We start from the raw sequence: 20037 nt of genomic DNA, 5'->3' as shown, positions 1-20037 counted from the left end.
AGATCGCGGAAAACTGTCGAAGGCGGGGTGGGTCCGGTTGCGGGGGTGTCCGCGGCATGGATGCCGCGGCCAAGCCCCCAAGGACGGGTTTACGGCGTCCCCCGCAACCGGACCCACCCCGCCATCCCACGGTATGCCCGCTGTTGCTGTTGAGGTTGCCGGCCAGCGGCCGGCACTACCGCTTCGGCGGGTGCAGGGCGCAGCCCTGCCGAACCCCCAACCTGAACAGCCTGTTTTGCGTCAGGTCTCATCCTTCCGTTAGACTATGCGGGTCTGCAGCGGCCGTCCGTTTCCCTCCGGGATCGCCGGCGACCGGGGTTCGCCCCATCGCCCGCCCCCACTCCGACGCCGTTCGTCACGCATTCCAGCCTGCGCTTCGCGTTGGCTGCACCCAATTCTCGCAGCGCGGTTCACGGGAACGCTCCGAGTCAGCCGATCAGTTTGATCTGCCCCCGTCTGTCCGTTCGGACAGGCGTTAACTGTACTTGGAGCAATCTCGATGTCTTTTGAATCCCTGGGCCTTGCGCCCTTCCTGCTGCGTGCGCTCGCCGAGCAGGGCTACGAAACCCCGACCCCGATCCAGCAGCAGGCGATCCCGCTGGTGCTGGCCGGTCGCGACCTGCTGGCCGGCGCACAGACCGGCACCGGCAAGACCGCTGCGTTCGGCCTGCCGCTGCTGCAGCACCTGGGCACCGCTTCGCAGGAAGTGCGCACTGGCCCGCGCAAGCCGCGCGCGCTGATCCTGGCACCGACCCGCGAACTGGCCACCCAGGTGCATGACAGCCTGCGCGGTTACAGCAAGTACCTGCGCATCCCCAGCGCCTGCATCTACGGCGGTGTCGGCATGGGCAACCAGCTGGACATCCTGCGTCGCGGCGTGGACCTGCTGGTGGCGTGCCCGGGCCGCCTGATCGACCACCTGGAGCGTCGCAGCATCGACCTGTCCGGCATTGAACTGCTGGTGCTGGACGAAGCCGACCGCATGCTGGACATGGGCTTCCTGCCCTCGATCAAGCGCATCCTGGCCAAGCTGCCCAAGCAGAACCGCCAGACCCTGCTGTTCTCGGCCACCTTCGAGGACAACATCCGCCAGTTGGCGCTGGAGTTCATGCGCAACCCGGAACAGATCCAGGTCACGCCGAAGAACACCGTCGCCGAGACCATCACCCACAAGGTGCATCCGGTCGATGGCAGCCGCAAGCGCGACCTGCTGCTGCACCTGCTGGCGCAGGACAGCCGCGAGCAGACCCTGGTGTTTGCCCGCACCAAGCACGGCAGCGACAAGCTGGCCGCGTTCCTGGAAAAGTCCGGCATCAAGACCGCGGCGATCCACGGCAACAAGAGCCAGGGCCAGCGCCTGCGTGCGCTCGGCGACTTCAAGGCTGGCCGTGTCACCGTGCTGGTGGCCACCGATATCGCCGCGCGCGGTATCGACATCAACGAGCTGCCGAAGGTGATCAACTTCGATCTGCCGATGGTGGCCGAAGACTACGTGCACCGTATTGGCCGTACCGGCCGCAACGGTGCGACCGGTGAAGCGATTTCGCTGGTGGCGCAGGATGAAGTGAAGCTGCTGCGCGCGATCGTGCGCCTGCTCGGCCGCGACATGGACATCCGCGATGTGCCGGGCTTCGAGCTGCAGACGCCGATCCGCTGGGGCAACAGTGCTCCGGGCAAGGCCGAGGCCGATACCGGCGAGCGCGTGCCGCGCAAGACCCACGCGCGCCGTCCGCACGGCGATGCGCCGCGTCATGCCCATGCAGGCCCGAAGAAGGCCGGCGGTGGCCGCCGCGAGGGCGCCGGCAACGGCCAGCAGCGCGCAGGCGCAGGTGCCGGTCAGGGCCAGCGTCGCGGTGGCGGTGCCAATACTGGTGGCGGTCGTGGCCGCGGCCAGGGTGGCGGTGGCGGTCGCGCCGGCTGATTGCCGGAGCCCTGCAATGCACAGCGGGACGCGGCGAAAGCTGCGTCCCTTTTTTTTTGCTCCGTGTGCATCGTGCTTCCTGAATGGCTCGATACCCACCACTCCCGCGCCGCAGCGCAACGTTCTCGCCGCGTGAAATTTGGCTAGACTCGGGCGGCGACATGATGTCGCAGCCGGTCCGCGTCCACGCACGCCCCGGCCTGGACCGCTACACCAAAAGGACACGCATGATGCGCAAGATTTTCCTGGTCTCCACGTTGCTGCTCGGCGCTCCGCTGACGGCCATCGCAGGCGACGGCATGAGCTACACCTACGTGGAAGGTGGCTGGAACCAGCTGCAGATGAGCTCCAGCGCCCTCAAGGATCCAAAGGCCGATGGCGGCTATGTTCGTGGCTCGTTCGCCATTGCCGAACAGGTCAACGTGTTCGGTGGCTGGTCCCGCGTGACCGACACCAGCCGCTACGCCTATTCCAGCGTGAAGACCACACTCGACCAGCCCCATCTGGGCATCGGCTACCACATGCCGATAAGCGATCGGCTGGACTTCACCGCAGACCTGGCGTGGAACCGCCGCTCGGGCAAAAGTGAGGTCCACTCTGACGGCGCGAGCTACACCAGCAAGACCTCGGTCAACACCGCCGTGGGTAACTTCGGCCTGCGCGGCAAGCCGTCGGCAAAGACCGAAGCGTGGCTCAAAGCGGGCTACATCGACGGCAACAACCACTTTGACGGCACCTGGACGGGCACCATCGGTGGCCAGGTCAGCTTCAACCGCACCTGGGGCGTGGTTGCCGAAGGCCAGTTCTACGATGACTTCGCCGAGTACCGCGTCGGCGTTCGCGCAAGCTTCTGATCGAATGCCGCGACCTCCAGGCCCCTGCACGGCCCCCTGCTGTGGCACGGGCCGGCGTTGCTCCGCACCCTCGCTCCATAAGGACTTGAACGATGCGCAATATGCTCCTGGTAACCAGCCTGTTGCTTGCAACGCCCCTGCTGGCGTCGGCCGGCGACGAGCTCAGCTACACCTACGTGGAGGGCGGCTGGAACCGGCTGCAGCTGGATGCCGACAGCGCAGGTGACTTCACCATGGATGGTGGCTATGTGCGGGGTTCGTTCGCGGTCACACCGCAGTTCCATGTGATCGTCGGCGCGTCACACCTCAGCGGAAGCGACACTGCAGGCGCTACGCGGGTGAAGACCACCCTCGACGTTCCGTACCTGGGCCTGGGATATCACGCGCCGATCAGCGACGGCGTGGACTTCACAAGCGAGTTCGCCTGGAACCACCGTTCAGCGAAGTCGGACTATCGCGTCGGCGATCAGAGGTTCCGCCAGACGTCCCGGTTCAATGAGGTGCTGGGCATGGTGGGTGTGCGCGGCAGGTTGACCGGCAACCTCGAAGGCTGGCTCAAAGGCGGCTACGCCAATGGCGGCGACGGACAGGACGCCCGCTGGTATGGCGTGGTGGGTGGGCAGTTGAACATCACCGATACCTGGGGCGTTGTACTGGAAGGCCAGTTCGACAAGGACACATCCGAGTACAGGGCCGGCGTACGCGCCAGCTTCTAGCGGCTTTTCCTGCTGCGCAAGGGGTTTTACCGGGGACGACGCCGAGGCGTCGTCCCCTTTTTGATGTTGGCCACCGTGTGGGTTCCAGCGCTTGCGGATGGTTGTGCATAGCCGTTGGTGAGGGGCGGCGGCGGTACAAAGCACGCTGCAAATACATCCATGCAGGCACGTAGGCGCCTTGCTCGCGTGCGCAGTCCTGCGCAACCATTCGTGCTCCCAATTCCGGAGTCAGCTCGGCGCGCAACGCCTCAACCTCGCGCTTTCGCCGGGTTCACCAGATTCCCGAAGAAGATCGCGTTGATCAGCATCCGATCAGTGCCATGCCAGTACTTGCGATGCGCCGGATCATCAGCAAACAGGATCACGTTGCCCTGCCCCTGCGCTGACACCAGCAGCCATGCGCTGCCGGCCACGCGACTGCGGTTGCGCTCGGACAGATACCCGTTCACCCGCGGTGTGTCGTCGATCCGCACCACCGTGGAAAACCCGTTCGTGCTCGGCTGCAGGATGACCGTGTTCTCCTTGTTGATCGCCAGTTGCCGGCGCGGCACGCCGAACGCCAAAGGATGACTGGGGTCGACGTCGGCGCTGAGGATGTTGCCGCTGACACGCTCGATCGCGGCGATATCGCGCTGGTCACCGAAGGCGCGGCGCGCGGTGTCTGTTGCTTCCTCGTCCTTGCCCAGCTTCTCGCCGTCGGCAAGCTTCTGTTCGATCGCCCACTTCGACGCGCTGCCATAGGTGACCAGTGACCCGCCGGCCTGGATCCAGCGCTTCAATGCCGCTACCGCGGCCGCGTCGATGCCGGCATAGGTGCCGCCGGACAGCACGATCGTGGTGTAGCGGTCCAGAGATACCTTGCCCAGCTGCTGCGGGTCCAGCTTGCTGGCCGGCAGGCGCAGCTGCTGGTCGAGCAGGAACCAGGCCGAACCGATTTCGGTGGCTGCCACGCCCTCGCCCATCACCAGCGCGACGGCGGGCTTGCGCAGTGCCTTGACGCCGTCACTGCCAAGGTCGATGCCATCGCGGCTGCGACCGCTGGCCAGCGCATGCACCTGCACACCGGCGGCCCGCGCGGCGGCGGCGACCGCCTCCTGCAACGCCGCACCCTGCAGCGGCTGCCCGGCCACCGGTACCACGATGCTGCCCCCGGCAAAGGCCACCTCACCTTGTGCGGTGGCCGCGGTGAACGGCTGGAAGGTGGCACGCGTGGACAAGCCCTTGGCCTGCAGGGCGGCCAGTGCGCGGCCCGCGTTGTAGTCGCGCCAGTCGATCACGTAGGCGAAGCCCGCTTCACCGCCGGTCAGCCCGCCCTGCACTGCGGGAACCTCGGCCACGCGGGCGCCGCCATCGATGCGGCTGCGGCTGCCGGCAAAAGCCACGCCGTAGGCCGGGGCGATCGCGTAACTGGTGCTGCCGTAGAACACGTCGCCCTTGATCGGCGGGGTCTCGGCGAAGATCGAATGGACCAGGCGGAACTGCGCCTGCTGCACCGGCACCACGTAGGCGCTGCCCGCTTCGAAACGCTGGCCATCTACGCTGACGGCGCGGTCCAGTGCATGCACTTCAATCCTGTGCAGCAACAGCAGTTCCAGCAGGCGTCGGGTCAATGCTGGATCATGCGCGTCGCCGAACACGAAGCTCTTCACCGGCTGTTGTGCGGCCTGCTTCAGCGCGCTCTGGAAGAAACTCTTCTGCAGATCGAACAGCGCGCTGCGCTCGGTCACCGCACCGCGCACCGTGCCCAACCCGGTGGCAACCTGGTTGCGGATGGTGAACGGGAACGTCAGCAGGCCATTCACCGATTCCTGCACGCGACCGCGCGAGCTGGCCTGCTCCACGGTGACGCCGACCGCGCCGTGGAAATCCGGATAGGTCGAGCCGTACACGGGCGAGAAATTGTCGAAGTTCTCACCGGTGTAGTACAGCGAACCCAGCGCATCGAGCGCCTGGGCGTGGTACTTGGCCAGGGTCTTGTTGAACTCGTACGACGCTGCCGGGATCAACGGACTATGCATGCTCTTCGGCGATGGCTCGAAGTAGTACGTGCTGTCCTTGCCCATTTCGTGGAAGTCGATCTGCACGTTCGGGTACCACTGGTGGAACTGCGCCACCTTCGGCCGCGAATCCTGCTGCGTCAGTGCCAGCCAATCGCGGTTGAGATCGGTGAAGTAGTGATTGGTACGGCCCTGCGGGAACGGTTCGACGTGCTCCTTGTCGGCCGGATCGGCCGAGGCCGGGTCGGACGCCCAGGCGTTGTGCCAGTTGGCGGCGCGATCGCGGCCGTCGGGATTCTGCGCCGGGTCGAAAAGCACCACTGCCTGCTGCAGCCACTGCTGCGTTTCCGCGCTGCGGTTGGCCACCAGGTAGTAGGCGGTCAGCATCGCCGCTTCGCCACTGGAGGTCTCGTTGCCGTGCACGCTGTAGCCCAGCCACACCACCACCGGGCTGTCACCGGCAGCGCTGCGCGGCTGCGCCGGGTCGGCCAGGGTCGCGTGCTGCTGGCGGATCTGTTCCAGCCGCGCGTGGTTGCCTGCAGCAGTGACCGTGGCGATCAGCAGCGGTCGGCCCTCATAGCTGCGGCCGATCTCGCGCACGCTGATCTTGTCCGAGTGCTTGGCCAGCTCCTGGAAGTAAGCCACCAGCTGGTCATGGCGGGTGTAGCGGCTGCCGATCGGATAGCCGAGGAACTGCTCCGGCGTGGGAATGGCGGTATCGAATGCCGCGGCATCGGTGGTCTGCGGGAAGAAATAGGCGCTCTGCGCATGTACCGCAGGCGGCAACGATACGGCGGTGGCGACGGCGAGCAACAACGGGAAAACGGCACGGCGGTGGAAGGACACGGTGACTCCCCTGGAACATGGCAACACGACCGGCCACACAGGGTGGCCGGCCGCGGCGGGTGGATCAGAAGCGGTAGTCGAAGCCCAGCGTGAAGTAGCGGCCACGCAGGTCGTACTGGCTGAAGTCGTACGGCGCGCGGATGCCCGGGAACGAGGCGTCGTACGGCGGCGTCTTGTCACCCAGGTTCTGCACCTTGGCGTACACGGTCAGGTTCTCGATGCCGGTGTAGCCCAGGTAGAGATCGAACTGGTTGTAGGCGTCGACGCGGCTCTGCACCGCAGCGGCCGCGGTGCTGGCCTTCTGGTCGTAGCCACTGGTGTAGTACCAGGTCACCGCGGCGGTGTAGTCGCTGTACTTCCAGTCCAGGGTGGTGGTGGCCTTGTTCTTCGGCAGGGTGGCGCCGAGATTGCTGCCGGCATAGTCCACCAGCGGGCCACCGACCACGGTCGGGCGCCGGTAGTCGCGAACGTGGGTGTAGGCCGAGGTCACGGTGAAGTCACCGAAGGCGGTGGTCGGGATGCGCTGGCGCAGCTCGACGTCGATGCCCGAGGTCTTCAGCTCGCTCAGGTTCTGGTAGCGGTTGTAGACCGCCTGCAGCTTGCCGCGCTCATCGCGCTGCACGGCATCGGCGACGTTGTCGTTGACCAGGGTCTGGGTGTTGTTGGTACCGACCAGGTTGTCCAGCTGGATACGGTAGTAGTCGATGCTCAGGTTGGTGTTCGCCCATGGCGACAGCACCACGCCGAAGTTCACGCTCTTGGTGCGCTCCGGCTTCAGGTCGCTGTTGCCGACGGTGAAGAAGGTCGGGTTCTGCCGCGAGCCCGGCACGTCCGGATCACGCGGGTCGACCACGCTGCCGTAGGCGATGCTGGTGCTGTTGGAGTTCTCCGACAGCGACGGGGCACGGAAGCCCTTCGACGCGGAGGCACGCACCAGCAGGAAATCCAGCGGCTGCCAGCGCAGGCCGAGCTTGGGCGAGAACGCGTCGCCGAAATCATCGTAATGATCGGCGCGGGCGGCGGCGGACAGTTCCAGGGTCGAGGCCAGCGGCACGTTGACCTCGGCGTAGGCGGCGCTGACCTTGCGCTCGCCATGCACTTCGGCGATTGCCGGGCGCACCTGCAGGCCGGCATCGATCTGCCACGGGTTGTTCGAATCAAGCTTCTCGCGGCGCCATTCGGCACCGGCGGCGAACCCGATGTCGCCGGCCCAGGTGTGGCCGAGACTGCCGGAGATCTTCGCATCAATGCCCTGCAGCACCGACTCGGCCGGACGCAGGGTGGCGATGTTGATCGAATCGCGCACCGACTGCGGCGTCGCGGCAGGGTTCAGCAGGTTGTAGCTGCCGGTGGCCAGTGCATTGGCCAGTGCCCAGCGGTTGGCGAAGCCGCCGGAGACGGTTTCGCGCTCGCTGCTGCGCGCGCCGAACGCGGCCACTTCCCAGTCCCACTTCTCGGTGTTGCCACGCAGCCCGAACACACCGCGATAGGCGGTGGACCGGTTGGTCTTGATGGTGCCGCCGAGGTCGAAGAAGGTGTATTCGATCGGGATCGCGCGGCCGTACGGGTTGTACGGGTTGCTGGCCGGCAGGTTGGACGACACCGGCTCGGCCAGGCCGGTCTGCGCGTTCAGTGCGAAGCGACCGCTTTCCAGGGTGAAGAACGGGCTGCTGCCGAACCAGGCAGCACTCTTGATCTGGCTGTACAGCACTTCGCCGAACGCTTCGACGTTGTCGCCGAGGCGGAACGTGCCGTTGGCGTAGGCCTGGTAGCGCTTGGTGGAGGGAATCAGGGTGGTGTACGGGGCCTGGTTGAAGCCGCAGGTATCACCGGCCAGGCCGTCGATCGGCGCGCTGGCCACGCGGGTGGTGCCGGTGGGGCAGTTGCCGTTGGCATCGAGCATCGGCACGGAGGTGCCATTGACCAGATAGCGTGCACCCTTGGCCGACCAGCCGTTCCAGCGGCCGCCGGGCTGGTCGCTGTAGATGCCGCTCTTGGTCAGGTTGCGCTCATCCTGGTCCAGTCGCTCGCGGTTGTAGCCCTGCAGGCTGAAGAGGATGTTGTAGCCGTCCTTGTCGATGTCGCCCAGGCCACCGACGAACTTCAGGTTCTGCTCGTGCAGGCCGCCCTGGTCGGCGCCGCCGAAGCTGCCGCCGATCTCGGCGCCTTCGAAATTCTGCCGGGTGATGATGTTGACCACGCCGGCCACCGCATCGCTGCCATACACCGCCGATGCACCGTCCTTGAGCACTTCGATGCGTTCGACCGCCACCAGCGGCAGCGCGTTGAGATCGACGAAAGTGTCCGACAGGCCGCCGGCCGGGAAGCCGTAGTTGGCCAGGCGGCGGCCGTTGAGCAGCACCAGCGTGTTCTTCTGCGAAAGACCGCGCAGGCCGATGCCGGCCGAGCCCGAGGCCCAACCGTTGTTGGTGGTCTCGTTGCTGGCATTGCCGGTGTTGGCCGAGATCGAGCGCAGCACATCGGCCACGGTGGCCTTGCCGGTCTGTTCCAGCTGCTGGCGTCCGATCACCTGCACCGGGTTGGAGGCTTCGGTATCGGCGCGTTTGATGTTGGAACCGGTGACGCGCACGGCAGCCAGGGTGCTGGCTTCGCCGCTGGCGTCGGCGGGGGTTTCGGCGGCTGCAGACAAAGGCGCGGCCAGAGCGACGGCCAGGGCCGCCACGAGCAGGGTGTGCTGGGGCATGACGATGTGGGGGAGGTAGTGGAAGGACGAAGGAAGTTCCGCAGTAATCCATGCCTGGCCGGGGTGCGGCCAATAACATCTCTTCATACGGATATAAGAGAAACTATCATCTCTTCATCCGGATGGAAAGAATTTCTTCACGGGAAGGCAACGCAAAGCCGGGCTGATCGGCCGCCCGCGGCGTACAATCGCGCCATGGAAATCTTCAAAGTCTTCATGCTCGAGGCGGCGCACCGCCTCCCCAACGTGCCGCCGGGGCACAAGTGCGCGCGCCTGCACGGCCACTCCTTCCGGGTGGAGCTGAAAGTCGAGGGCGAGCCGGGCGCGCAGACCGGCTGGATCATGGATTTCGGTGACGTGAAGGCGGCTTTCCAGCCGATCTACGACCGCCTGGACCACCATTACCTCAATGACATCCCCGGCCTGGAGAACCCGACCAGCGAAAACCTGGCCGTGTGGATCTGGAACGAGCTCAAGCCCACCCTGCCGGCATTGAGCGAGATCACCGTGCACGAAACCTGCACCTCGGGCTGCCGTTACCGCGGCCCTGCCGCCTGATCAACCCATTGATCTGAAAGGCCTCAAGGCGCCAGAGATGGCGCCTTCGTGATTTTTGTTGCATTGCCGCATGATCGGCGTATGCTGCATTGCATCAATACAAATGCACGGCGGATGCGACTGGCAGGCAACAGGCACCGGCGCGACGCCCACGCTCATTGCATGGGTCCCTCCCCCCATGCAATCCGGACCCGGCAGATCCCTCCCTCTGCCGGGTCTTTTTTTGTCTGACGTCTGGATTCTCGAGCGCGTCTTCGTCCGGGTCTCTGCGATCTGAAGGGCCCCGCCGGGGCAGGTAGAGGTCTGGGCAAATGTCCCCCGGCGCCGGCCATTGGCCGTCACCTCCTCCTTTACTTTGCCCAGACCCCTACCTGCCCCGACGAGGCTCGGCTTACGGCACCAGATGCGCAGATCGCTGCTTTCCTGAGGCCACCGAAGATCTCCCCACGCAGGGCGGAGGCCCTTGCGTGCGAAGTAAAGGGGGAGGCGGTGGCCGCAGGCCGGCGCCGGAGGACATTCGCACGCAAGGGCCTCCGCCCTGCGCTGCGCAGAATGGATCGACCGCGCGCCACGAAGGCACGCTCAGCGCCCGCGATTGCCGTGCCAGTGCTGGTACCACGCCTGGAACATCAACACGTTCCACAGGTGCGTATGCCATTTGCGCTCGCCGCGCAGGAACGCCTCCCAGATCGCGCGCACGCGTACCGCATCGAAGCATCCCTGGTTGCGCAGCAGCTGCGGGTCGAGCAACGCTTCCGCCCAGTCGCGCAGCGGGCCGGCCAGCCAGCGTGCCATCGGTGGGCCGAAACCGCGCTTGGGGCGATAGACCAGCGGCGCGGGCAGGTAGCGCGCCAGCAGATGCTTGAGGATCCGCTTGTGCTCACCGTCGTGGTACTTCAAGTGCTGCGGCAGGCGCCAGGCCAGGCGTATGACCTCCATGTCCAGCAACGGCGAGCGCGTCTCCACGCCGGCCGCCATGCCGGCACGGTCGACCTTGGCAAGGATCCCCTCGGCCAGGTCCATGCGGAAATCCAGCAGCTGGATGCGCGCTTCCGCCGGCAGTGCGGTGTCCTGCTGGTGGAAGATCGTCGCCGGCTCGCGCGCCCCCAGTACCACCTGGGTCGGTTGCCGCCAGCGGGTGACGCGCTGCAGGTAATGCCCCTCCACGTCGTTGGCGGCCACCTCGGCCACCAGTGCGCGCCAACCGCCAAGCCGACCACGCTCGACGTTCAAGCGGCTGCTGCCACGCCGTGCAAGATCACGTACCCAGTCCGGCAGGCCACCGCACAGGCGCGCATTGCGCAGCGCGCGGCCATAGCTGGGGTGGCCGAAGAACAGCTCGTCGCCGCCGTCGCCGGTCAGCGCCACCGGCTTGCGCGCGCCGAGCAGCTCGCTGGCCAGCAGGGTGGGCAGCTGCGAGGCATCGGCGAACGGTTCGCACCAGACCTGCGGCAAGCGTTGCAGCAGTTCCAGGCCCTGCCGGCTGTCCATCCTGTGCAGGTGGTGATGCACGCCCAGGTGCCGGGCCACCTGCGAGGCCCAGTCGCTCTCGTCGTGACCGGGGTCGTCGAAACCCACCGTCCATGCTTCCACCGGCAACGCCGACTGCGCCTGCATCATCGCCACCACCAGCGACGAATCGGTGCCACCGGACAGGAATGCACCGCAGGCCACGGGTGAATGCATGCGCGTGGCGATCGCCTGCTGCAGCACCACCTCCAACTGGTCGGTGGCCTGCTCCAGGCTGGGCGCCGGCTGCAACGGCTGCTGCAGCGCGGATTGCATCGCATCGCGCGCGCACCAGTAGCGATGGCCGCCCTGCGTGGCCTGCGTTGATCCGCCGGCGGCATGATCGTTGAGGTCCACGCGCAGCATCGCCCCGGCCACCAGCTTGTGGATGCCGCGATAGATGGTGTGCGGCGCCGGCACATAGTCATGGCGCAGCAGCAGGCTCAATGCATCCTGGTCGATGCTGGGAGCGAATCCGGCAAAGGCCTGCAGCGCCTTCAACTCCGAAGCGAACAGGAACTGGCCCTGGTACCAGCCGTAATACAACGGCCGTTCGCCGACCGGGTCACGCGCCAGCCAGAGCTCATGTGCGTGGCGGTCCCAGACGCTGAACGCAAATGCCCCTTCGATGCGCGACAGCGCACGCTGCACGCCCCACTCGACGACGGCCTGCAGCAACAGGCGTGCATCGGTGCAGCTGCGTGGCAGGTCGCGCAGCTGCGACTGCAGGGTCGCGCGGTTGTAGATGCGGCCATCCAGGCACAGCACGTAGCGCCCGCAGCTGGAGCTGAGCGGCTGCAACGGCATGTCGGTCGGCGCACGGCAATGACCGAGGGCCAGCCCTGCGTCGGCATCGGTCCAGTACCCGATGCGACCGCGGCCGCGCTGCTGCAGCGCCCGCAGCATCGGCGCCAGCTGCTGCAGCAGCTGCTCATCGTCGGCAGGCGGCAGCCAGGCCCCGACCACGCCGCTCATCGCTGGCCTCCATGGCAAGGGCATTCAAGGAAAAGCGCGGGACAGGAGGCGGACGGCATGAGGACGGCACGCGGATGGGGAGAGCTGCCATGCTCGGCCCCGCCGAGCGCCACGTCAGTCGTAGCGCTGTCAGCGACCGTCACCGCAGGCGCGGCTTGCGTAACGTTTTGTAACAACCCGATTGCTACCGTGCGGCCAAGTCGTTGCCCGGCCTGAGGCCCGGCCCGCGCGCCAGCAACCCCGGCTGAATGGCGCCCGCTCCCTGGACCCGAGCGGCCCGGCAGCTGGGATAGCATCGCCGCGCTCGTGCCACGGCGGTACGGAAGCACCCCGGAGGCCTTGTAGATGCTGGATATCGTACTGGTTGAAGACGACGCTCGGCTGGGCACGATGGTCAGCGACTACCTGAAGCGCCACGGTTACCAGGTCGCCCACGAACGCTGCGGCCAGCGCGCGATCGCCCGGATCCTCAGCGAGAAGCCGGCGCTGGTCCTGCTCGACATCGGCCTGCCGGGCCAGGATGGTTTCGAAGTGTGTCGGCAGATCCGGCCCCACTATGACGGGATCATCTGCGTGCTGAGCGCCCGCACCGACAACATCGACCAGGTGCTGGGGCTGGAGCTGGGCGCCGACGACTACATCGGCAAGCCGATCGAACCACGGGTGCTGCTGGCCCGGCTGCGCGCCCACCTGCGCCGCCACCGCCGGGTCGAGCCACGCGATGGCGCCCTGCGTTTCGGTGAACTGAGCATCGACCCGTCCACCCGCAACGTGCACCTGCAGGGCCGCCTGCTGGAGCTGACCACCGCCGAGTTCGACCTGCTGTTCCTGCTGGCCGGCAACGCGGGCCAGATCCTCGACCGCGATGCGCTGCTGCGTGGCCTGCGCGGCATCGCCTTCGATGGCCTGGATCGGTCGATCGACGCACGCATCTCGCGCCTGCGGCGCAAGCTCGGCGACAACCCGGAGCAGCCCGAGCGGATCAAGACCGTGCGCGGCCGTGGTTACCTGTTCAGCCGATCGGCATGGGGATGAAGCATCCGTCGTCGGCCATGCGTGGCCATGCCTTCCACTTCCTGCGCTACGGCATCGGTTTCCTCACCGCCCATCTGCTGCTGATCGTGCTCGGGCTGTGGGCCTGGGATGCGCTGCTGGAAGACCGCACCGAGGCCAGCCTGCAGGCGGAAATGCGCGGCCCGCACGCCATGCTGCAACATCGCTTCGCCGAAACGCCGCCGGCGCAGTGGCCAGCCCTGGCGCAACAGTTGGACAGCGATTTCGCCTATCCGCTGCAGCTGATGCCGCTGACCGAAGCTGCCGCGATACTGCCGGCGAAACAGCGCAAGGGCTTGCTCAACGGACACGTGCAGATCGAGCTGGACAGCATGCGCAGCCTGCAGCGCGTCGGCAACAGCAGCAGTGCGCTGATCCTGGGGCCGCTGGACCAGGCCCTGCCCGAAGAAGGCTGGCAGGACAGCGAAGCCTCCGGCGTGGCCATCATCCTGCTGATCCTGATGGTGGCGGTGGCATTGCCGATGTACGTGATGGTCTACCGGTTGTGGCGCGATGTCTCGCAGCTGGCGCAGACCGCACGACGGATGCGCGATGGCCAGCTCGACAGCCGGGCGCCACGCGCCGGTACCGCGCTGGTGCGGCCATTGGCCAAGGCGTTCAACCACATGGCCGAACAGCTGCAGCTGCTGCTGGACAGCCAGCGCGTGCTGGCCCAGGCGGTGGCGCACGAAGTACGCACGCCGCTGGCACGCATGCGCTTCGGCCTGGCTGACCTGGAAGACACCGGACTGGACGACGCCCAGCGCGATGCGCTGTCCGGCCTGCGCATCGACATCGACCGGTTGCAGCACCTGACCGATGCGGGTGTCGAGTACGCCGCGCTCGGCCGCTGCCATCAGGTCACCCGCCAGCGCCTGCAACTGGCCGCGCTGGTACGCGGTGTGGTCGAGCAGTTCGCACCACTGACGATACCGGTGCAGCAGGACCTGTCACCGGCAGGGCTGGTCAACGTCAACCGGCACATGCTGGAACTGGCGCTGCGCAACCTGCTGGGCAACGCGCTGCGCTATGCGCGCCGACAGATCCGCATCGTCAGCACGCTCAACGAGGGATGGCTGTGCCTGCAGGTGGAGGACGACGGCCCCGGCATCGCCGTCGAACTGCGCAGCCAGGTGCTGCAGCCCTACGTGCGGCTGGACCTGGCCAGCCCGGGCTTCGGGCTGGGCCTGGCGCTGGTGCAGGTGGTGGCGGACAAGCATCGCGGCCACGTGGAAGTGGCCGATTCGGTGCTCGGCGGTGCCTGCATCCGGCTGCTGCTGCCGATGGAAAGCGGTGTCCCGCCACCGGCAGACAACGTCTAGTTCGCCTCGGCATCGGCACGCGGCAAGGCGAACACGAACAGCGCGCCCTGTTCGCTGTCGCGCAGTTCGATACGGCGGCCATGCAACTGCACGATGCGCTGCACGATCAGCAGGCCGAGCCCCCCGTTCTCGCCACGCCGCGCGCCCAGTGCCGCCGGCGCCTGGAACAGTTGCCCACGCAGTGCTGGCGCCACCCCAGGGCCATCGTCCTGTACCGCCACCTGCACACTGTCGGGCAGCGCCGACAGCTGCACCTGCACGCGGCCCCCGTCCGGCGCATGCCGCAGCGCGTTGTCCAGCAGATTGGTCAGCACGCGCTCCACAAGACCCAGGTCGGCGCGCACCAGCGGCAGGCCCGGCGGGAAATCAGCGTGCAGGCGCTGCCCACGTGCCTGCGCGGCCAGCTCGAACTTCTGCAGTACGTCCTGCAGCAGTTCCGGCAGCGCGAACACTTCCCACTCCAGCCGCACTTCACCGTGCTCCAGCCGCGCCAGTTCAAACAACGCCCGGGCCAGACGGCCGACCTTGGCGCTCTGCGCCAGCGCGATACCGAGATAGCGACGACGCTCCTGCGGCGACAGCGTGGCTTCTTTCAGCGCCAGCGTTTCCAGGTAACCGTGCAGCGAGGACAACGGCGTGCGCAGGTCGTGCGAGATGTTGGCCACCAGTTCGCGGCGCTGCAGGTCCTGCTGGCGAAGCTGCTGCCACTGCTCGCCCAGCCGCTGTGCCATCTGCGAATGGGCATGTTCGAGGATCTTCAGTTCATCGCGCTCACCCGCGCGCAGCGGTACCGGCGCGGGCAGTGGCGTCGGAGCGTCGATGTCGAAGGCCTGTATGCGCCGGGTGACCTGGCGCAGGGGCCGGGTCACCCAGTAGAAGGCCACCAGGCCGGCAAGCAGGCCCAGCCCGCCGATCAACAGCACCGACCAGAGCGTGGTGTGCCATTGGCTGCCGGCGGCCAGATCGTCGGCCAGCATCTGCCGGTGTTCGCCCACCAGTACCACGTACACGTAACCCGCCTGCCGCCCCTGCACCACCAGCGGCGCGACACTGAACACCTTGCGGCCATCGGCACTGCGGGGATCGTCACCGAGGATCGGCAGCGGCGCACCGGACAGCAGGCGTCGCAGCGGTGCCACGTCCACCCGGCTGCGCATCAGGTGACCGCTGGGCGCATCGTGGCCGAGGATGCGACCCTGCTCATCCAGCAGGTACACCTCGACACTGGGGTTGACCGCCATCAGCTGGCCGAACAATGCGCGCACCGCCGCATCGCGCATGCCGCTGGTGTCCATCAGCTCGCTGCGCTGGGCGATGTGCTCGGCCAACCCAAGCGACAGGCGCTGCACCACTTCCTGCTCATGCCGGGTATTGGTGCGCATCTGCCAGGCCAGCAGCGCCATGCAGCACGTCAGCATCAGCGCCGACATCACCAGCGCCAGTTTCTGCCACAGGTTCGGCTTGATCATGTGGCCACCCCGGCCGGGTCGACCAGTTTGTAACCGCGCCCCCACACCGTCAGCAGGCGCCGCGGGTTGCCCGGGTCGGTCTCGATCTTGCTGCGCAGGCGGTTGATGTGGGTGTTGACCGTGTGCTCGTAACCATCGTGCTGGTAGCCCCAGACCTGGTTGAGCAGTTCCATCCGCGCAAACACCTGGTCCGGGTGGCGGGCAAAGAACAGCAGCAGTTCGAACTCACGCGGGGTCAGTTCCAGTGCATTGCCATCGACGGCGGCAGTACGCGCGACCGGGTCCAGCCGCAGCCCCCCGAGTTCGATCGCCCCGGCATCGATGCGCGCGTTCTGTGCCATGGCTTCGGCGCGGCGCAGCAGCGCACGCACGCGCGCCACCAGCTCCGGCATCGAGAACGGCTTGGCCAGGTAGTCGTCCGCGCCCAGTTCCAGGCCGACGATGCGCTGGGTTTCGCTGCCGCGTGCGCTGATGATGATGATCGGCACGTAGCGCGCCATCGCGCGTGCACGCTGGCAGACCTGCAGGCCGTCCACGCCCGGCAGCATCACGTCCAGTACCAGTGCATCCCACGGACCTTCCTGTTCGATCAGGCGCAGGCCAGCATCGCCGCTGGCGGCGTGTGCGACTTCATAGCCCTCATCACCCAGGTGCATGCGCAGCAGGTCGGCGATGTGGGCATCGTCTTCAACGATCAGGACACGTTTGGCGGACATCGGCAGCTTCGGGCCAGTGGGGAGGCTGCCCGCATTGTGGCGCGGGAGCGACGTGGATACCTCACGAAAAATTGAATCCTGCGTGAGGATTCGTTGACCGGAGGGGGCGCAGCATGGCCCCGTCGCCCCTTCCCGGAGTCCACCATGTCCCTCACCCGCCGCCATCTGCTGGGCTTGGGCGGTGCTGTCACCGCCGCCGGCCTGCTGGGCCTGGGCGCGTGCAGCCGCGCGGCCCCGGCCGCTGCCGAGGCACGGCCTGCGCGACAGTTCGAGGTGGTCCGCAGCGATGCCGAGTGGCGCCGGCTGCTGAGCCCGGCGCAGTACGCCGTGCTGCGCCAGCAGGCCACCGAGCGCCCCTGGAGTAGCCCGCTGAACAAGGAACATCGGCAGGGCACGTTCGCCTGTGCCGGCTGTGCGTTGCCGCTGTTCTCTTCGTCCACCAAGTTCGAAAGCCACACCGGCTGGCCCAGCTTCTGGGCGCCGCTGCACAACGCCATCGGCGAGGACCGTGACACCACCTTCGGCATGTTGCGGGTGGAAGCACATTGCCGCCGCTGTGGCGGCCATCTCGGCCATGTGTTCAACGACGGCCCGCGGCCGACCGGACTGCGCTACTGCATGAACGGCGCCGCGATGGCGTTCATGCCCGGGACTGCGCAACAGGACGCCGCTGGCGGCTGGCGCGTGCCGGTCGGTTCTTCCCCTGCTTCTGGAGTCTGATGATGCTGCTGTTGCTCCTTGCCTATCTCGGCGGCGTGCTGACCCTGCTCAGCCCGTGCATCCTGCCGGTGCTGCCGTTCGTGTTCGCACGCGCTGATCGTCCTTTCCTGCGCAGTACCCTGCCGCTGCTGCTGGGCATGGCACTGACCTTCACCGTGGTCGCCAGTCTGGCGGCGGTCGGCAGCCAGTGGGTGGCGCAGGCCAACCAGGTCGGCCGCTGGGTGGCATTGGTACTGATGGCGGTGTTCGCCATCGCGCTGCTGTGGCCGACCCTGGCCGACCACCTGCTGGCGCCGTTCCAGCGCATCGGCGCGCGCCTGAGCGCACGTGCCGACGCCGCGGATGCGGCTGGCCGTGGCGGCGCCTGGACCTCGCTGCTGATCGGCATCGCCACTGGCCTGCTGTGGGCCCCCTGCGCCGGTCCGATTCTCGGCCTGGTGCTGACCGGTGCCGCCCTGAACGGCGCCAGTGTCGGCACCAGTTCGCTGTTGCTGGCCTACGCGCTGGGCGCCGTCACCGCACTGGCGCTGGCGGTGTGGGTGGGCGGCCGTGTGTTCCGCGCACTGCAGGCCCGGCTCGGCCTGGGCAATGTGGTGCGCCGGGTGCTCGGCGTGGCCGCGCTGCTGGCGGTTGTGGCGATCGGCCTGGGCTGGGACACCGGCCTGCTGACCCGCCTGTCCGCGGTCAGTACCGCACGCATCGAACAGGGCCTGCTCGATGCCGTGCCCGGCACGCAGCCGGCAGCACCACCGATGATGATGATGGCAGCCGGCCAGGCAGGCGCGCCGCTGCCGGTGGAAGGAACGCTACCCACGCTGGACGGCGCCACCGGGTGGCTCAACAGCCCGCCGCTGAGCCGCGAGCAGCTGCATGGCAAGGTCGTGCTGATCGACTTCTGGACCTATTCCTGCATCAACTGCCTGCGTGCGATGCCGTTCGTGCACGAATGGGCGCAGCGCTACCGCGACCATGGCCTGGTGGTGATCGGCGTGCACACCCCGGAATTCGCGTTCGAGCGCGACCCGCGCAACGTGATGAAGGCCGTGCAGCAGCTGAAGGTCGAGTACCCGGTCGCACTCGACAACCAGTATGCGATCTGGCGCGCGTTCAACAACCGCTACTGGCCGGCGCACTACTTCGTCGATGCGCAGGGCAACATCCGCGGGCATCAGTTCGGCGAGGGCAACTACGCGCACTCCGAACAGGTGATCCGCCGCCTGCTGGTGGAAGCCGGGCAGACCGAGCTGCCGCCGCCTGCTGATCCGGCCGCGGCTGACCTGCAGGGCGTGGCCACGCAGGCCGACATGGGCAACCTGCGCTCGCCGGAAACCTACCTGGGCCACGCACGAGCCGAGCAGTTCGCCTCGCCGGGCGGGCAGCGCGCCGACGCAGCATTCGGCTACACGCTGCCGTGCACCCTGGCGCTGAACCAATGGGGCCTGTCCGGACAGTGGCGGGTCAACGATGAGGCTGCACAACTGCAGCAGGCCGGCGGCCGCATCGCGTTCCAGTTCCACGCCCGCGACCTGCATCTGGTGCTGGCACCGGGCGAGGACGGCAAGCCGGTGCGCTTCCGCGTGCTGCTCGATGGCAAGCCACTGCCCGCGGCCGATGCCGGCGCCGACGTGGCCGCCGATGGCACCGGCACCGTCAACGAGCACCGCCTGTACCAGCTGATCCGCCAGCGCGGCACGATCGGTCCGCATCGTTTCGAGATCGAATTCCTCGACGCAGGCGTGCAGGCCTACGCCTTCACCTTCGGTTGAACCGGGAGCACACGATGAAACTCTCCTTCGAACAGGGCATTGCCGCCGGCGTCGCCGGCCTGGTCGCCACCGCGCTGGTCGCGGGTGTGCTGCTGGTGAACCACAGCGCGATCGCCGCCCCGGCCGAGCCCACCGCACAGCTGCAGGCCCTGCCTGCGCCCAGCGGTGATGCGGCGTTCCGCGATGACGCCAGTCACGCCAGCGTGGTCTTCGCCGGCGGTTGTTTCTGGGGCGTGCAGGGCGTGTTCCAGCACGTCAAAGGGGTGAGCAACGCGGTGTCCGGTTACATCGGAGGCAGTGCCGCCGACGCCCGCTATGAACGCGTCAGCGGCGGCCGCACCGGCCACGCCGAAGCGGTGAAGGTGGACTACGACCCGCGCCAGGTCAGCTATGGACAGTTGATGCAGGTGTTCTTCTCGGTGGTGCACGACCCGACCCAGCTCAACCGCCAGGGGCCCGATCATGGCAGCCAGTACCGCTCGGCGATCTTCGCCGAAGACGCGCGCCAGCAGGCAGCAAGCCGTGCGTACATCGGCCAGCTCGGCCAGGCGGGGAGCTACCGCGCGCCGATCGTGACCCAGGTGAGCAGCGGCCTGCGCTTCTACCCGGCTGAGAGTTACCACCAGAACTACATGAGCAACTACCCGCAGGCCGCGTACATCCGCTACTACGACGCGCCCAAGCTGACCGCGCTGGGCAAGCAGTTCCCGGCGTTGTATCGCCGCGATCCCGCGTTGGTGCCGATGCGCTGACACCCCATGGTGGGGCCGCCCGCTGGCCGCCACCACGGCATGAAAAAGACGCACGGCCACAGGGCCGTGCGCTTGGGAAGTGTCGACCCGGCCCCGATCAGGCCCGGCCGACAACGACATGCTAGGCTCGTCAGCATCATGGGTACAGAACCAGATGCG

Annotated in this window: 14 protein-coding genes; 9 read left to right on the top strand and 5 right to left on the bottom strand. The window is 67.3% G+C overall.

Features of this window, described 5'->3' with window-relative positions; translation table 11 throughout:
• Positions 1-499: 499 nt before the first annotated feature.
• The 3 genes from CLM74_RS02585 (at position 500) to CLM74_RS02575 (ending at position 3491) form a co-directional block, all read left to right on the top strand.
• A complete protein-coding gene (locus CLM74_RS02585; RefSeq protein ID WP_059065901.1) occupies positions 500-1921 on the top strand; it encodes a DEAD/DEAH box helicase in 1422 nt (473 codons plus the stop codon).
• A 230-nt stretch (positions 1922-2151) separates the two neighbouring features.
• The gene (locus CLM74_RS02580; RefSeq protein ID WP_059065899.1) at positions 2152-2775 is read left to right on the top strand and encodes a hypothetical protein; all 624 of its coding nucleotides are present in this window, start codon (positions 2152-2154) and stop codon (positions 2773-2775) included.
• A gap of 92 nt (positions 2776-2867) precedes the next feature.
• A complete protein-coding gene (locus CLM74_RS02575; RefSeq protein WP_080150107.1) occupies positions 2868-3491 on the top strand; it encodes an outer membrane beta-barrel protein in 624 nt (207 codons plus the stop codon).
• A 248-nt stretch (positions 3492-3739) separates the two neighbouring features.
• Here CLM74_RS02575 and CLM74_RS02570 read toward each other — a convergent pair whose 3' ends face one another.
• Together CLM74_RS02570 and CLM74_RS02565 are read right to left on the bottom strand one after the other, a co-directional pair.
• The gene (locus CLM74_RS02570) at positions 3740-6334 is read right to left on the bottom strand and encodes a M14 family zinc carboxypeptidase (protein ID WP_105163369.1); all 2595 of its coding nucleotides are present in this window, start codon (positions 6332-6334) and stop codon (positions 3740-3742) included.
• Between the two features lie 64 nt (positions 6335-6398).
• Positions 6399-9038: a TonB-dependent receptor gene (locus CLM74_RS02565; RefSeq protein WP_105163368.1), complete on the bottom strand. Its 2640-nt coding sequence runs from the start codon at positions 9036-9038 to the stop codon at positions 6399-6401.
• 195 nt (positions 9039-9233) lie between these two features.
• Between CLM74_RS02565 and queD the strand changes: the two genes are divergently transcribed.
• On the top strand, positions 9234-9596 hold the full coding sequence (gene queD, locus CLM74_RS02560; protein WP_025878441.1) for a 6-carboxytetrahydropterin synthase QueD: 363 nt from the start codon (positions 9234-9236) through the stop codon (positions 9594-9596).
• 582 nt (positions 9597-10178) lie between these two features.
• On the opposite strand, the gene asnB is transcribed toward queD, so the two are convergent.
• The gene (asnB, locus tag CLM74_RS02555) at positions 10179-12080 is read right to left on the bottom strand and encodes an asparagine synthase (glutamine-hydrolyzing) (protein WP_105163367.1); all 1902 of its coding nucleotides are present in this window, start codon (positions 12078-12080) and stop codon (positions 10179-10181) included.
• Between the two features lie 345 nt (positions 12081-12425).
• Here asnB and CLM74_RS02550 point away from each other — a divergent pair, with 345 nt between their 5' ends.
• Both CLM74_RS02550 and CLM74_RS02545 read left to right on the top strand, forming a co-directional pair.
• Positions 12426-13115: a winged helix-turn-helix domain-containing protein gene (locus CLM74_RS02550; RefSeq protein WP_025878439.1), complete on the top strand. Its 690-nt coding sequence runs from the start codon at positions 12426-12428 to the stop codon at positions 13113-13115.
• Positions 13112-14455: an ATP-binding protein gene (locus CLM74_RS02545; RefSeq protein WP_099841841.1), complete on the top strand. Its 1344-nt coding sequence runs from the start codon at positions 13112-13114 to the stop codon at positions 14453-14455. The genes CLM74_RS02550 and CLM74_RS02545 overlap by 4 nt, the downstream gene beginning before the upstream one ends.
• Here the strand turns inward: CLM74_RS02545 and CLM74_RS02540 are convergent.
• Positions 14452-15924 carry a HAMP domain-containing sensor histidine kinase gene (locus tag CLM74_RS02540; protein ID WP_105163366.1) on the bottom strand — a complete coding sequence of 491 codons (1473 nt, stop codon included), beginning with the start codon at positions 15922-15924 and terminating at the stop codon, positions 14452-14454. The genes CLM74_RS02545 and CLM74_RS02540 overlap by 4 nt on opposite strands.
• The gene (locus CLM74_RS02535) at positions 15921-16640 is read right to left on the bottom strand and encodes a response regulator transcription factor (RefSeq protein WP_105163365.1); all 720 of its coding nucleotides are present in this window, start codon (positions 16638-16640) and stop codon (positions 15921-15923) included. The genes CLM74_RS02540 and CLM74_RS02535 overlap by 4 nt, the downstream gene beginning before the upstream one ends.
• Positions 16641-16784: 144 nt before the next feature.
• Between CLM74_RS02535 and msrB the strand changes: the two genes are divergently transcribed.
• From msrB to msrA, 3 genes are read left to right on the top strand one after another with little or no spacing between them, the layout of a single operon-like run.
• Positions 16785-17360 (top strand): peptide-methionine (R)-S-oxide reductase MsrB, encoded by a 576-nt coding sequence (msrB, locus tag CLM74_RS02530; RefSeq protein ID WP_105163364.1) that lies wholly within the window; start codon positions 16785-16787, stop codon positions 17358-17360.
• Between the two features lie 2 nt (positions 17361-17362).
• Complete coding sequence (locus CLM74_RS02525; RefSeq protein ID WP_105163363.1) at positions 17363-19126, top strand: cytochrome c biogenesis protein DipZ; 1764 nt, start codon at positions 17363-17365, stop codon at positions 19124-19126.
• 14 nt (positions 19127-19140) lie between these two features.
• Positions 19141-19878 carry a peptide-methionine (S)-S-oxide reductase MsrA gene (msrA, locus tag CLM74_RS02520; RefSeq protein ID WP_105163362.1) on the top strand — a complete coding sequence of 246 codons (738 nt, stop codon included), beginning with the start codon at positions 19141-19143 and terminating at the stop codon, positions 19876-19878.
• Positions 19879-20037 lie beyond the last annotated feature (159 nt).

It is taken from the genome of Stenotrophomonas sp. MYb57, from assembly GCF_002966815.1.
Lineage (GTDB): Bacteria > Pseudomonadota > Gammaproteobacteria > Xanthomonadales > Xanthomonadaceae > Stenotrophomonas > Stenotrophomonas indicatrix.
This window is presented reverse-complemented; position numbering and strand designations above follow the sequence as displayed.

Bases quoted from the DNA above. Each gene is read 5' to 3' on its own strand.
- CLM74_RS02540 (WP_105163366.1), bottom strand. From the start codon at position 15,924: ATGATCAAGCCGAACCTGTGGCAGAAACTGGCGCTGGTGATGTCGGCG.
- asnB (WP_105163367.1), bottom strand. From the start codon at position 12,080: ATGAGCGGCGTGGTCGGGGCCTGGCTGCCGCCTGCCGACGATGAGCAG.
- CLM74_RS02575 (WP_080150107.1), top strand. From the start codon at position 2,868: ATGCGCAATATGCTCCTGGTAACCAGCCTGTTGCTTGCAACGCCCCTG.
- msrA (WP_105163362.1), top strand. From the start codon at position 19,141: ATGAAACTCTCCTTCGAACAGGGCATTGCCGCCGGCGTCGCCGGCCTG.
- CLM74_RS02525 (WP_105163363.1), top strand. From the start codon at position 17,363: ATGCTGCTGTTGCTCCTTGCCTATCTCGGCGGCGTGCTGACCCTGCTC.
- CLM74_RS02585 (WP_059065901.1), top strand. From the start codon at position 500: ATGTCTTTTGAATCCCTGGGCCTTGCGCCCTTCCTGCTGCGTGCGCTC.
- CLM74_RS02550 (WP_025878439.1), top strand. From the start codon at position 12,426: ATGCTGGATATCGTACTGGTTGAAGACGACGCTCGGCTGGGCACGATG.
- CLM74_RS02535 (WP_105163365.1), bottom strand. From the start codon at position 16,640: ATGTCCGCCAAACGTGTCCTGATCGTTGAAGACGATGCCCACATCGCC.
- queD (WP_025878441.1), top strand. From the start codon at position 9,234: ATGGAAATCTTCAAAGTCTTCATGCTCGAGGCGGCGCACCGCCTCCCC.
- CLM74_RS02545 (WP_099841841.1), top strand. From the start codon at position 13,112: ATGAAGCATCCGTCGTCGGCCATGCGTGGCCATGCCTTCCACTTCCTG.
- CLM74_RS02580 (WP_059065899.1), top strand. From the start codon at position 2,152: ATGCGCAAGATTTTCCTGGTCTCCACGTTGCTGCTCGGCGCTCCGCTG.
- CLM74_RS02565 (WP_105163368.1), bottom strand. From the start codon at position 9,038: ATGCCCCAGCACACCCTGCTCGTGGCGGCCCTGGCCGTCGCTCTGGCC.
- msrB (WP_105163364.1), top strand. From the start codon at position 16,785: ATGTCCCTCACCCGCCGCCATCTGCTGGGCTTGGGCGGTGCTGTCACC.